A 12,586-nucleotide genomic window follows, 5' to 3' on the forward strand; every position below is an offset into this window, starting at 1 on the left:
CTCTCGCTCATGAACGTCTCCCATGTCGCGACTCAGATGTCACCTATGTCGCGACTCAAGACATGGCGGAGGATGGGGGATTCGAACCCCCGAGGGCTTTCACCCAACACGCTTTCCAAGCGTGCGCCATAGGCCACTAGGCGAATCCTCCGGGCGGCCGTTCGCAAACGACCTCAAAGAATCTTACCCGACCCCTGAGTGCCTCCCGACCAGGGGCTGCGTGCCCAAGAACGGGCGGGTCGGCATCCGCGGAGGGACGGGCATCCGCGAGCCGGTACACTGTTGGAGGCTCCTCGCGTGGCGCCATCCAGGCCAACTCCCCCAGGACGGAAACGTAGCAAGGGTAACCGGGCTCTGGCGGGTGCGCGAGGGGTCCCTTTTTGTTTTGCGCGCCGGTCCCCGCCCGGCGCACCGCAGTTCACAGAGCGCGTGGCCGGGTACGGCGCCGTACACGCCGCCGCCTCGCGGAGCGCGTCACGTTGCAGAGATGGCGGGGCGGTTATCCGACGGTATCTCGGCTCTTGGCACTTGGTGCGTTCGCTTTGCAGAAAGTGCGACCTGAGGCGGGAGAACGGCGTCGGGGCTGGCGCGTCGGGGGAGCGTCCTCAAGGATGGGAAGGAGCGGCCGCACACCCGCGACCGGGCTGGAGGACATCCCGTGGCATCCGTGGCGACGAAGACCCGCAAGTCCAAGAAGAAAGGGGAGCAGGCGGCGCAGGTCGTGGCATCCGCGACCGCTCATGCCCCTGCACATGACGCGCGCCGCACGGCTGCGGACTACGACCCCGCCTTCGTGCACCGCCCTGTTCGGGAGCTCGACCCGACCACGCTCGATGCTCTGGATGCCTGGTGGCGCGCCGCCAACTACCTCAGCGTCGGACAGATCTACCTGCTCGACAATCCGTTGCTGCGACGCCCGCTGACGAGGGACGACATCAAGCCCCGACTGCTCGGTCACTTCGGCACCGTGCCGGGCCTGAACCTGATCTATGCGCACCTCAACCGCGTCATCCGCGAGCGCGACCTGAACACCATCTACATCACCGGACCCGGGCACGGCGGACCCGGCATGGTCGCGAACACCTATCTCGACGGCACGTACTCCGAGATCTACTCGCACATTCCGCAAAACGAAGATGGGCTGCGCAAATTGTTCAGGCAGTTCTCGTTCCCTGGAGGCATCCCGAGCCACGTCGCTCCCGAGACTCCCGGATCCATTCACGAGGGCGGCGAACTCGGCTACTCGCTCAGCCACGCCTACGGCGCAGCGTTCGACAACCCCGATCTGCTCGTCGCCTGCGTGATCGGTGACGGCGAAGCCGAGACCGGTCCGCTGGCCACCAGCTGGCACTCCAACAAGTTCATCGACCCGCGCCAGGACGGCGTCGTGCTGCCGATCCTGCATCTCAACGGGTACAAGATCGCCAACCCGACCGTGCTCGCGCGCATCCCGGAAGACGAACTGCTCGAGCTCATGCGCGGCTACGGACACAAGCCCTACCTGGTCTCCGGCGGCTTCGACGAGGAAGACCCGATCGAGGTGCACAAACGCTTCGCCGCAGTGCTCGATACGGTTCTCAACGACATCGCGACGATCAAAGCGGATGCCCGCGCCGGCCTCTACGACTCAGCCCCCGGCGACGAGCAGGGCGGCGCGACTCCGCCCTGGCCGATGATCATCCTGCGGACCCCGAAGGGGTGGACCGGACCGAGGTTCATCGACGGCGTGCAGATAGAAGGGACCTACCGCGCCCACCAGGTGCCCCTCGCGAACGCGCGCGACACCGAGGAGCACACCAAGATCCTCGAGGACTGGTTGAAGTCGTATCGCCCTGAGGAGCTCTTCGACGACGACGGCGCACCGGTCGCCCTCGCCACAGAGCTCGCTCCGGTCGGCGACCGCCGCATGAGCGCGAACCCTGTGACGAACGGCGGGTTGCTGCGCAAGGAGTTGTCGCTGCGCGACTTCCGCGACTTCGCGGTCGACGTGCCGTCTCCGGGCGCGACCGCCGACGAGGCCACGAAGGTGCTCGGGCAGTGGCTGGCAAAGGTGATCGAGGACAACCCGAGGACGTTCCGCATCTTCGGGCCGGATGAGACGGCATCCAACCGCCTGGCACCCGCCGTGTACGAGGACACCGGCAAGCAGTGGAACGCCGAGCTCTGGTCGACCGACGACCACCTCGCACGGGCCGGCCGCGTGATGGAGATGCTCAGCGAGCACCAGTGCGAGGGCTGGCTCGAGGGCTATCTGCTCACCGGGCGGCACGGGCTGTTCAACTGCTACGAGGCGTTCATCCACATCATCGACTCGATGTTCAACCAGCACGCCAAGTGGCTGAAGGTGACGCGGGACATCCCGTGGCGCCGGCCGATCTCGTCGCTGAACTACCTGCTCTCCAGCCACGTCTGGCGGCAGGATCACAACGGGTTCAGCCATCAGGATCCCGGATTCATCGACCATGTCGTCAACAAGAGCGCCGACGTCGTGCGCGTCTATCTGCCGTTCGACGCCAACACGCTGCTGTCCACCTACGACCACTGCCTGCGCTCCGTCGACTACGTCAACGTCGTCGTCGCCGGCAAGCAGCCGACCGCCAACTGGCTGACGATGGACCAGGCCGTCGCGCACTGCACGCGGGGCTTGGGCATCTTCGACTGGGCGGGAACCGAGGTCGAGGGACAGACGCCGGATGTCGTGCTGGCGGCCGCCGGAGACATCCCGACCCTCGAGGTGCTCGCCGCCGCGCAGCTGCTGCGTGAGGAGATCCCGAACCTGCGCGTGCGCGTCGTCAACGTCGTCGACTTGATGCGTCTGCAGTCGGAGACGGAGCATCCGCACGGGCTGAACGACCGCGAGTTCGATGCGATCTTCCCGGCGGACCGGCCGATCGTGTTCGCGTACCACGGGTATCCGTGGTTGATCCATCGCCTCACGTACCGCAGGCACGCGCACGACAACCTGCACGTGCGCGGCTACAAGGAGAACGGCACGACAACGACGCCGTTCGACATGGTGATGCTGAACGACCTCGACCGGTATCACCTGGTCATCGACGTGATCGACCGCGTGCCCGGCCTGTCGGAGCGGTATGCGGAGCTGCGGCAGCGCATGCAGGATGCCCGCCTCGCTGCCCGTCAGTACACCCGCGAACACGGGGAGGACATTCCCGAGGTGGCGGACTGGACGTGGGGTGGCACCGGCGGTGCCGACCTCTCGCTCGACACCGGCGGCGACAACGCATGAAATCCGTCTACATCACGTCGGCGGAGGGCCGCAGCGGCAAGTCGACGGTCGCGCTCGGCGTGGTCGACCTTCTGCTGAGACAGGGGCGCAGGGTCGGGGTATTCCGGCCGATCGCGCGGTCGACATCCGAACGCGACTACGTGCTCGACCTTCTGCTGGGCATCGAAGGGGTGCACGGCGACTACGACCAGGCGCTCGGCGTGACCTACGACGACGTGCACGCGGACGCCGACGCCGCGCTCGCCCGCATCATCGACCGGTACAAGGCGGTGGAGGCATCCAGCGACGTGGTCGTGATCGTCGGCAGCGACTACACCGACGTCGGAACCCCGACCGAGCTCGGCTACAACGCGCGCATCGCCGCGAACCTCGGTTCGCCCGTGCTGCTCGTGCTCGGCGGACGCAGCAGCCAAGGCACCGACGAACGTCTAGGGCAAGCGGATGCCCGCACACCGGACGACCTGCGCCAGCTCGCGGAGGTGACGAGCGCGTCGTTGCACAGCGAGCACGCCGACCTGCTCGGCGTCGTCGTCAACCGCGCCGACCCGGATGCTCTGCCCGCGATCGTGGAAACGGTCGGGCCGGCCGTGAGGTTCGCGTTCCCACCGGCCCCGCCCGTCGAGACGGAGCCGGAGACCGATGCACAGACCGAGCCCGCCGGAGGCGTCGCCGTGTGGGCGATCCCCGAGGACCCGGTGCTGGTGGCGCCGTCGGTGCGCGCGATCATGGCATCCGTCGACGGCACGCTGCTGCGCGGGGATCCCGCACTGCTGGATCGCGAGGCGCTCGGGGTCGTGGTCGCGGCGATGTCGATGGAGAACGTGCTCTCGCGGCTGATCGAGGGGTCCGTCGTCGTCGTGCCTGGCGACCGCACCGAGGTGCTGCTCGCCGTGCTGATGGCGAACGCGGCCGGCACGTTCCCTTCGATCGCAGGCATCCTGCTCAACGGCGGCTTCGAGCTGAACGAACCGATCACGCGGCTGCTCAATGGTCTGCGCTCGCCGCTGCCGATCATCACCTCGCCGTACGGCAGCTACGACACGACAGTGCGTGTCACCCACACCCGCGGACGTCTCGCCGCCGACTCGGACCGCAAGCGTCAGACCGCGTTGCAGCTCTTCGCCGACCACGTCGACACCCAGCGCCTGCTCGCGGCGCTCGACGTGACGAGGTCGCCGATCGTCACTCCGCTGATGTTCGCGTACGAGCTCGTGGAGCGTGCTCGCAGCGATCGCAAGCGCATCGTGCTGCCGGAGGGCGGAGACGACCGCATCCTGCGCGCGGCCGACATCGTGTTGTCGCGTGGCATCGCCGATCTGACGATCCTGGGTGAGGATGCCGACGTGCGCGCCCGCGCCGGCGAGCTCGGTCTCGATCTGGCGGGTGCGAGCATCCTGTCGCCGTTCGACACGCAGCTGCACGAGCGGTTCACCGACGAGTACGCCACGTTGCGCGCCCACAAGGGCATCACGAGGGTGCAGGCCGCCGACACCGTCACGGATGTCTCCTACTTCGGCACGCTCATGGTGCAGCTCGGTCTCGCCGACGGCATGGTCTCGGGCGCAGCGCACACCACGGCGCACACCATCAGGCCGGCGTTCGAGATCATCAAGACGAAACCCGGCGTCTCCGTCGTCTCCAGCGTGTTTCTGATGGCGCTCGCCGACCGAGTGCTGGTGTACGGCGACTGCGCGGTCGTTCCCGACCCGACCGCCGACCAACTGGCCGACATCGCGGTGTCGTCGTCGGCGACGGCACGGCAGTTCGGCATCGAGCCGCGGGTGGCGATGCTCTCGTACTCGACGGGGGAGTCGGGGAGCGGTGCGGACGTCGAGAAGGTACGGGAGGCGACGGCGCTGGTGCGCACCAGGGCACCGGAGCTGCTCGTGGAGGGGCCCATCCAGTACGACGCGGCAGCGGATGCCGCTGTCGCGCGTGCGAAGATGCCCCGTTCCAGCGTGGCCGGCCGAGCGACGGTGTTCATCTTCCCCGACCTCAATACGGGCAACAACACGTACAAGGCGGTGCAGCGCTCGGCCGGCGCCGTCGCGATCGGACCCGTACTGCAGGGGCTGCGCAAGCCGATCAACGATCTCTCGCGCGGCGCCCTGGTCGAGGACATCGTGAACACCATCGCGATCACCGCGATCCAGGCGCAACAGTGAGCCACCACCGCCTGCACGTGCTGGAATTCGGAGATTCGCGGTCGGATCCGGCGTGTTGCGCTTGCGGCAGGGCGTGTCGGCGCAGATCTCCGATATTCAGCACGCCTGAGGGCCGAACGATTGTGACAAGGAGTAGGCAATGGCATCCGTCTTGGTCGTGAACAGCGGTTCGTCGTCGTTCAAGTACCAGTTGATCGACGCGGACAGCGAGGAGCGACTCGCGTCTGGACTCGTCGAGCGCATCGGCGAGTCCACCGGTCATGCCACCCACGACACGCCTGACGGACACTGGGAGCGTTCGCTCGAGATCCCGGATCACGCCGCGGGATTCGCCGCCATGCTGGATGCCTTCAAACAGCACGGGCCGAGCCTCGACGAGCATCCGCCGGTCGCCGTCGGCCACCGCGTCGTGCACGGCGGCGCCAGGTTCTTCGAGCCGACGCTCGTCACGCCGCTCGTGCTCATCAACATCGAGGACCTCTCCGACCTCGCACCTCTGCACAACCCGGCGAACGTGCAGGGCATCAAGGCGGCGCAGAAGGCGTTCCCCGATCTGCCGCACGTCGCCGTGTTCGACACGGCATTCCATCAGACGATCGCGCCGGATGCCTACACCTACGCCATCGACGCCGACCTCGCGAAGCGCCTGCGCATCCGCCGTTACGGCTTCCACGGCACCAGCAACAAGTACGTCTCGGGGGCCACGGAGGACTTCGTGCAGCGACCGGTTACGGAGCTCAACCAGATCGTGCTGCACCTCGGCAACGGGGCATCCATCACGGCGATCGACGGCGGACGCTCGGTCGACACCAGCATGGGCCTCACCCCGCTGGAAGGGCTCGTGATGGGTACCAGATCGGGCGACATCGACCCAGCCGTACTGATCTATCTGCAACGCAAGACGCGCATCAGCACAGACGACCTCGATGACCTGCTCAATCAGCGCAGCGGCCTCTTCGGGCTGAGTGGACGCAAGGACATGCGTGACGTGATCAGCGCAGCAGATAAGGGGGACGAGTCCGCGCGGCTCGCACTCGAGGTCTACCTGCACCGCATCAAGCACTACATCGGCGCGTACTCCTTCGAACTGGGTCGGGTCGACGTCATCGTGTTCACGGCAGGAGTGGGCGAGAACAGCGCCGTGATCAGGGCGCGGTCACTCGCCGGGCTCGAGCAGTACGGCATCGAGGTCGACCCCGAGCGGAACGACCAGCGTGGGGGAGGCATCCGCGTCATCTCGACGGATGCCTCGCGCGTCACCGTGCTCGTCGTGCCCACCGACGAGGAACTCGAGATCGCCCGGCAGACGCTGTCGGTGGTGGGGTAGGGATAGCCTTCCACTGCCGCACCACTTCGCCGCACCCCTCTGCAGGCAGCCTCTTCGGCAGCGTGCCGAAAATCGGAGATTCGCCGGATGTGGCAGCGTGTCGCTCCATCCCCTCGGCGTGTCGCGGCAGATCTCCGAGATCCAGCACAGGCTGGCAGGGGATGCGAGCCCGGGACCCGGGCGGCGCGGCGGCACGGCGTGGAGGTGGGCCGGGCGCACCTCGGGGCGAATGGCGGCCCCGGGGCGAGCAGCGGCTTCGGGTCAGTGGCGGCTTCGACTCAGCGGGTGCGTGAGCTCGGCCCGGCCGCGACCATGCGGCAAACCGTCTCCTCGATGCGATCCCAGTCGGTGAGGACCAGCGTTGCTGGAATGCGGAGCACGCGGAGTCCGAACCACTCGCAGCCCATGTCGCGGAGTCGGTCCTCTGCGAATGAGTCGGCGTGGAATTCGCGTCCATCTGTCTCTAGATCGACGACATCGTCGACGACGTTGTCCACGTGGCCTACCCCGGGAACGAACACCTGCGGGTCGACGCGGTGGCCGGCGCGCCGCAACCGCAGGCGTGCGTGGGTCTCGTAGCCCGACTGGGCGCGGGCATCCGCTTCATGAAGCAGGGAGCGCAGATGCTCGGGCGCGGAATTGACCGTTTGTTCGAACTCCGCGAGTGAGATCGCCTTGTAGTACACGGCGGACTCGAGCGCCGCGATCAGGTCGTCTCCGGGTAGGCAGCTCATCGCCTGGCGCACCGCGGAGAGCACGCTCGTGCGCAGACGGTCGTTCCCGGATGCCCGCGACGACCAATGCACGCAGGCTTTCGGTGGCAGCCGTTCGGGGTGAGAGATCCTTCCGGAAGGCGGCAGGCGAAGGTGCAGGCGGCGGTCGTCGCCGGTCCAGATCTTCCGCTCGCGGAGTACGCTCACGCAGTCGAGTCGCGCGCCGACGGAGACAGCGAGGCGTGCATCCCCGTCGAGATGTTCACACGCGAGGATGCCACGTCGCGGATGCCACACGGCAGCATCCGACGCAAGCCGCCCCAGGGCTCGGCGGCTCATGCCCGCGGCGATGAGCGTTCCGCTGCTGGCGACGTGTCCGAACTGGCAGAGCAGCACGCAACCAGCATGGATGTCGCCGTGTCGCAGGCGGGTGGTTCGTGACCGATCTGGGGAACCCGGCGCGGTCTGTGCGCCTGGGGTGGACAAGCTGCGGGTGGACATCCGAAGGCATCCGAGCCCATCGGGCACCATCCACCGTGCCGGATATCGGAGATTTGCGGCGCGGTATGGCGTGTCGGATGCCAAGCGCGGCGCGGTGCGGCGGATCTCCGAGTTCCAGCACGGCGAGGCAGTTGGGCAGGCGCAGGCAAGGCTGCGGAGAGGTCTGTGGACAAGTGCAAGCACTCGTCCACAGACCTCAATCGCCTGTCGGACCCCCCGACTACGATTGATCCGTGGTCACCGCCCTATACCGCCGTTATCGGCCAGAGACATTCGCCGAGATGATCGGCCAGTCACAGGTGACCGAGCCGCTGATGACCGCGCTGCGCACGAACAGGGTGAATCACGCCTATCTGTTCAGTGGACCGCGCGGCTGCGGCAAGACCACGAGCGCGCGCATCCTGGCCCGCTGCTTGAACTGTGCTGAAGGCCCGACCGACACCCCGTGCGGTAAGTGCGAGAGCTGCGTCGAGCTCGGCCGCGGCGGGCAGGGCTCGCTCGACGTCGTCGAGATCGACGCGGCGAGCCACAACGGCGTCGATGACGCGCGCGACATCCGCGAGCGGGCAATCTTCGCGCCGGCCCGCGATCGCTACAAGATCTTCATCCTCGACGAGGCGCACATGGTGACGCCGCAGGGCTTCAACGCGCTGCTCAAGATCGTCGAGGAGCCGCCGGAGCACGTGAAGTTCATCTTCGCGACCACTGAGCCCGACAAGGTGATCGGCACCATCCGCTCCCGCACGCATCACTATCCGTTCCGGCTCGTGCCGCCGGCGCAGATGCTCGACTACGTGCAGCAGCTCAGCGAGAGCGAGGGGATGAAGGTCGCCCCCGGCGTGCTCCCGCTCGTCGTCCGTGCCGGTGGCGGGTCCCCACGTGACACCCTCTCGCTGCTCGACCAGCTGATCGCCGGCTCCGAGGGCGACTCCATCGAGTACGAGCGCGCGGTCGCCCTGCTCGGCTACACGCACGCAGCGCTGCTCGACGAGGCGGTGGATGCCATCGGCGCGCACGATGCCGCGTCCGCCTTCGCCGCCATCGACCGCGTCATCCAGACCGGACAGGACCCGCGGCGCTTCGTCGAAGACCTGCTCGAGCGACTGCGCGACCTCATCATCGTGGCGGCGACCTCTCCGGATGCCGCGGCGGCCGTGCTGCGCGGAACCCCGCAGGAAGAGCTCGACCACATGTCGGTGCAGGCCTCCGCGTTCGGATCGGCCGAGCTCTCGCGCTGTGCCGACATTGTGAACGCCGCGCTCACCGAGATGACGGGCGCCACCTCGCCGAGGCTGCACCTCGAGCTGATGCTGGCACGGATGCTCGTGCCCGCCTCCGACGCCACGGATCGCGGCGCCCTCGCCCGTGTCGAACGACTCGAACGTCGTGTCGGCGTCGACGGCGGCGTCATCACGTCCGCCCCAGCCGCGCCGACCGCGTCCCAAGCCACGGAACCGACGTCAGCCAAGACGGCGGAATCGAAGGCGTCGGAATCGAAGACGGCGGAGCCGAAGGCGCCGGCTCCGGTGGCGTCCGGTGGCGAGACATCCGCCGCCACATCGAAGGCGGTCGACGAGGCAGCGGCATTCGCTGCAGCGGCCGCCTCGAAGAAGGCGAGCGCCCAGCAGGCGGGTGGTTCCTCGGCGCCTGCAGACGTGGCATCCGCTGCATCAGCAGCGTGGGCGACACCGGGCGTGACCGATGAAACCGCGGTCACCGCGGTCGCCCCGGTCGGTCCGGTGACGACGCAGCAGATCCGCGACGCGTGGCCCGAGATCCTCGAGGCAGTGTCGGAGGCGAGCCGAAACGCGTGGGCCGTCGTCTACACCGGGACCGTGCGTTCCCTCGACGGCGACGTTCTGGCGCTGTCGTTCCCCAGCGAGAACGACGTGCAGAGCTTTCGCGGCACGCCAGGTGCGGCGGATGCCGCGAGCGAGGTGCTGCGCGGCGCCATCGTCGAGCTGCTCGGCATCCGGGTGAAGTTCATGGCGAAGCCGGCAGGCGGTGCGGCCGGCGGGCCGTCGGACGGGCAGCCGGATGCCGGTGGCAGCGGCCCCGGTGGTGGCGCGGGCGGCAGTGGTGGCTCCGACGGCAGCGGTGGCACCGGCACGAGCGGCAGCCCGGCGGGCGAAGCCCCGGTGAACGACATGCGAGCTTCCACACCTCGGGCCGCCGATGCGTCGCCGGTCGGGGCATCGGCCAGTGGTCAGCCCGTTGGCGGTCGCCAAGCGCAGTCGGACGCACGCGCTGCGGCGTCCCGGGCGAAGGGCGGCGCGACGTCGACGGCCAGCTGGGCGACGGTCGCGATCCCCGGTGGAACAGCGACCGCAGTCCTTGACCGACCCGAGACGCCGCCGAGCGAGACCACCGCAGAGCGCCCGTCGAGCACCACACCGTCACAGTTCGCGCCGGGACCCACCGACGCCGACGCACCGGACGACGACGAGCCACCGTATCCCGACGACCAGACCGCCGAGCCGGCCGCGTCGAGCGCACCAGCGGCGTTCTCGACGGCGGCGGCAGCGGCATCCGAATCACCGGCGCGCAAGCAGGATGCACCGACCAGGCCGAAGACATCCGTCGGGTTCCGCGAACCGGCTCGTTACGGCGAGGCGGTCGTGCGCGAGCTCCTCGGTGCGACGTTCATCGAGGAGCAGCAGGTGACGCCACCTCCCGGCCAGAACCAGTCCGGATGGTCGAGGTAACCCATGTATGAGGGTGTCGTCCAGGACCTGATCGACGAGCTCGGCCGGCTTCCCGGAGTGGGGCCGAAGTCTGCCCAGCGCATCGCGTTCTACATTCTGCAGACCGAGACGTACGACCCGTCGCATCTCGCCGACGTGCTCACGACGGTGCGCGACAAGGTGCGGTTCTGCGAGATCTGCGGCAACGTGACCGAGCAGACGACCTGCTCGATCTGCCGTGACCCGCGGCGTGACCAGACTCTGATCTGCGTGGTCGAAGAGGCCAAAGATGTCGTCGCGATCGAGCGGACTCGCGAGTTCCGCGGGCTGTACCACGTGCTCGGCGGCGCGATCAGTCCGATCCAGGGCGTCGGCCCCGACCAGCTGCGCATCCGTCAACTGATGACCAGGCTTGCGGATGCCACGGTGAGCGAGATCATCATCGCCACGAATCCGAATGTGGAGGGCGAAGCGACCGCCGCGTACCTCAGCCGCCTGCTGCAGGCGATGGAGGTGCGCGTGACGAGGCTGGCATCCGGCCTGCCCGTCGGCGGCGACCTCGAGTACGCCGACGAGGTCACCCTCGGTCGGGCGTTCGAGGGGCGTCGCCTCGTCGGGTGAAGTGCGACTGCACGGTCCCAGACGGGGTCGGCCGCCACGTCGGTGAGCCCCGAAGCGTCGACCGTGTCACAGTAGAACGATGACCGACGACACGCGTGCCACGCTCGTGAGCAGCGATGTGCGCCGGCACAATCTTTCCGCCATCCTCGACGCACTCGCCGTGCGCGGCCCGCTGTCGCGCAGCGAGATCGCCGAGCACACCGGCCTCACCCGCGGCGCAGTCACGCTGCTGGCCGGAACCCTGGTCGACCTGGGGCTCGTGCAGGAGCCGGCGCAGAGCGTTGGTGATGCGGCGCCCGTGCCGACCGGCGTGCGTCGTGGGCGCCCTCGCACGCGTCTGCAACTTGCAGGTGATCGCCTCGCCTTGCTTGTGCTGCAGCTGGACGCCGACAGCGCAACGGCGGTGATCAGCACACTGGCCGGCGACGAACTCACGCGCGTCGCGCGCCATCACGGACGGCCGATGGGCGACCCCGATCGCATCATCGACGTGCTCGCCGATGTGCTGCGCGAGGCCATGGATGCCACGACTCGGCTGGGCCGCGCGGTGGTCGACCTGACCGTGATCGCCTTCGCTCCCGTCGGCGGCGACCCGACGATCGTGCTCGCGGACACCGATCTGGAGTGGGGAGAGGTCGACCTGCTCGGAGAACTCAGCGCGCGGGTGCCGTCCATGCCGCAGGCGCGTCTGGTCAGCGACACAGTGGCCGCGGCCGCCGCGGAACTCGCTCTGCGGCCTGGCGTCGGCGATCTCGTCTACCTCAAGAGCAACTCCGGCATCGGGGGCGCTCTCGTGGCCGGCGGACAACTTCTCGCCGGTGCCCACGGGCTTGCCGGTGCGCTCGGCCACGTCGTGGTCGACTTCGGCGGGGCACTGTGCGAATGCGGCCAGCATGGATGCCTCGTCACGGTCGCCGGCCCCGACGTCGTGCTCCACCGGGCGGGACTGGACGACGTGGTACGCGACAGCGGGCTCGCGACCGCGCTGGCCGAATTCGTGGCCAGGGTCGAGGCATCCGACCCGTTGGCCTGTGCGGTGTGGGCGGATGCCGCCGAGTGGATCGTGCGAACGCTCCGCATCTTCGCCCTCGCCCTCGACGCCGAGGCGATCGTGCTCGGCGGATACTGGGCGGCACCCGCCCTCGCAGAACGAATACGACTCATGATCGGGGACGAGTGGCCGACCCTCGGCGGAGGCAAGCCGAGACTCACCGTCGAGCGAAGCACCCTCGGAGACGACGCGGCAATCATCGGGGCCATCGCCGCGGCACGCGATCGCCTGTTCGCCGACCCCGCCGCGCTCGCCGCACCCGTCGACTGAGCGCACA

The 12,586-nt window shown here is 68.4% G+C and carries 8 protein-coding genes, 1 tRNA gene and 1 other RNA gene; 8 read left to right on the forward strand and 2 right to left on the reverse strand.

Features of this window, described 5'->3' with window-relative positions; genetic code table 11:
- Positions 1 to 63: 63 nt before the first annotated feature.
- Positions 64 to 151, reverse strand: a tRNA-Ser gene (locus MJ603_RS18285).
- 133 nt (positions 152 to 284) lie between these two features.
- Here MJ603_RS18285 and ffs point away from each other — a divergent pair.
- From ffs to MJ603_RS18305, 4 genes are all read left to right on the forward strand, one after another.
- An RNA gene (ffs, locus tag MJ603_RS18290) (signal recognition particle sRNA small type) lies at positions 285 to 381 on the forward strand.
- 412 nt (positions 382 to 793) lie between these two features.
- Positions 794 to 3,247, forward strand: a complete 2,454-nt coding sequence (locus MJ603_RS18295) for a phosphoketolase (RefSeq protein ID WP_243065218.1) — start codon at positions 794 to 796, stop codon at positions 3,245 to 3,247.
- The gene (gene pta / locus MJ603_RS18300) at positions 3,244 to 5,412 is read left to right on the forward strand and encodes a phosphate acetyltransferase (RefSeq protein WP_243065200.1); all 2,169 of its coding nucleotides are present in this window, start codon (positions 3,244 to 3,246) and stop codon (positions 5,410 to 5,412) included. Before MJ603_RS18295 ends, pta begins: the two co-directional genes overlap by 4 nt.
- A gap of 139 nt (positions 5,413 to 5,551) precedes the next feature.
- The gene (locus MJ603_RS18305) at positions 5,552 to 6,739 is read left to right on the forward strand and encodes an acetate/propionate family kinase (protein ID WP_243065201.1); all 1,188 of its coding nucleotides are present in this window, start codon (positions 5,552 to 5,554) and stop codon (positions 6,737 to 6,739) included.
- Between the two features lie 278 nt (positions 6,740 to 7,017).
- Here the strand turns inward: MJ603_RS18305 and MJ603_RS18310 are convergent, their stop codons facing one another.
- Entirely contained in the window at positions 7,018 to 7,545 is a 528-nt protein-coding gene (locus MJ603_RS18310) for a hypothetical protein (RefSeq protein ID WP_243065202.1), read from the reverse strand.
- Positions 7,546 to 7,572: 27 nt separating this feature from the next.
- Here MJ603_RS18310 and MJ603_RS18315 point away from each other — a divergent pair, with 27 nt between their 5' ends.
- The 4 genes from MJ603_RS18315 (at position 7,573) to MJ603_RS18330 (ending at position 12,579) form a co-directional block, all read left to right on the forward strand.
- Positions 7,573 to 7,893 (forward strand): hypothetical protein, encoded by a 321-nt coding sequence (locus MJ603_RS18315; RefSeq protein ID WP_243065203.1) that lies wholly within the window; start codon positions 7,573 to 7,575, stop codon positions 7,891 to 7,893.
- 293 nt (positions 7,894 to 8,186) lie between these two features.
- On the forward strand, positions 8,187 to 10,658 hold the full coding sequence (locus MJ603_RS18320) for a DNA polymerase III subunit gamma and tau (RefSeq protein ID WP_243065204.1): 2,472 nt from the start codon (positions 8,187 to 8,189) through the stop codon (positions 10,656 to 10,658).
- Positions 10,659 to 10,661: 3 nt separating this feature from the next.
- Positions 10,662 to 11,258 (forward strand): recombination mediator RecR, encoded by a 597-nt coding sequence (gene recR / locus MJ603_RS18325; protein ID WP_243065205.1) that lies wholly within the window; start codon positions 10,662 to 10,664, stop codon positions 11,256 to 11,258.
- A 79-nt stretch (positions 11,259 to 11,337) separates the two neighbouring features.
- Positions 11,338 to 12,579 (forward strand): ROK family transcriptional regulator, encoded by a 1,242-nt coding sequence (locus MJ603_RS18330; RefSeq protein WP_243065206.1) that lies wholly within the window; start codon positions 11,338 to 11,340, stop codon positions 12,577 to 12,579.
- Positions 12,580 to 12,586 lie beyond the last annotated feature (7 nt).

It is taken from the genome of Humibacter sp. RRB41, from assembly GCF_022761015.1.
In the GTDB taxonomy this organism is placed as follows: Bacteria; Actinomycetota; Actinomycetes; order Actinomycetales; family Microbacteriaceae; genus Humibacter.

Excerpts from the sequence above, each read along its gene's own strand:
- pta (WP_243065200.1), top strand. The coding sequence starts at position 3,244 with ATGAAATCCGTCTACATCACGTCGGCGGAGGGCCGCAGCGGCAAGTCG.
- MJ603_RS18305 (WP_243065201.1), top strand. The coding sequence starts at position 5,552 with ATGGCATCCGTCTTGGTCGTGAACAGCGGTTCGTCGTCGTTCAAGTAC.
- recR (WP_243065205.1), top strand. The coding sequence starts at position 10,662 with ATGTATGAGGGTGTCGTCCAGGACCTGATCGACGAGCTCGGCCGGCTT.
- MJ603_RS18330 (WP_243065206.1), top strand. The coding sequence starts at position 11,338 with ATGACCGACGACACGCGTGCCACGCTCGTGAGCAGCGATGTGCGCCGG.